The organism is Massilia sp. CFBP9012, from assembly GCF_034045115.1.
Classification (GTDB): Bacteria; Pseudomonadota; Gammaproteobacteria; order Burkholderiales; family Burkholderiaceae_D; genus Telluria.
Genome location: NZ_JAXCWM010000035.1, coordinates 1 through 627 on the forward strand (window position 1 = coordinate 1; position 627 = coordinate 627).

General features: G+C 57.6%; 1 protein-coding gene. It reads left to right on the forward strand.

The features are described 5' to 3' along the window. Window positions 1–55: 55 nt before the first annotated feature. Window positions 56–627: transposase (locus SOM61_RS26405; RefSeq protein ID WP_320476830.1), on the forward strand; the 572-nt coding region annotated here is incomplete at its 3' end.

Sequence of the window (627 nt, forward strand, 5' to 3'; positions counted from 1 at the left end):
GGAAGTGACGACGGAGCGACCACGGGAGCGCAGGCCCATCGAAGAAAAAGAGTCGATGCGCTGGATCGACGGAGCGAAGGCTGCCGAAAAGCGTTTGTATCGAGCCGCTTCGGTGACAGTAGTTGCAGATCGCGAGAGCGATATCTACGAGGAGTGGGATCGCATCCCAAACAAACGCACCCACCTCATTACGCGAGCGCGTCACGATCGTGAACTCGAAGGCGGAGGCACGTTATTCGGCTGGTTGGTTGCGCAGCCAGCAGCAGCCTGCATGAAGTTGGAAGTACCAGCTCGGAGCGCAGGCAAAGCATATCGAAGCACCGACGGCGCTCGTAGCGGCGCGCGATCTGCTCACTGCGCCCACATGGAAGTCCGGTATGGAACGGTAAGTATCCGGTGTCCCAAAGGCTGCAAGGCCAAGCAGCCGAACATCGTTCTATCGGTCGTGGAGTTACGTGAATCGCCAGACACCGTACTGCCTGGAGAGGCAGCAGTCCATTGGGTGCTGCTGACGACTCACGACGTGAAAACGACCGAGCAAGCGCTCCAGATCGTAGAGTGGTATCAGCAACGCTGGAACATAGAACAACTATTCCGTATCCTCAAGCGCCAAGGACTCGATATCGA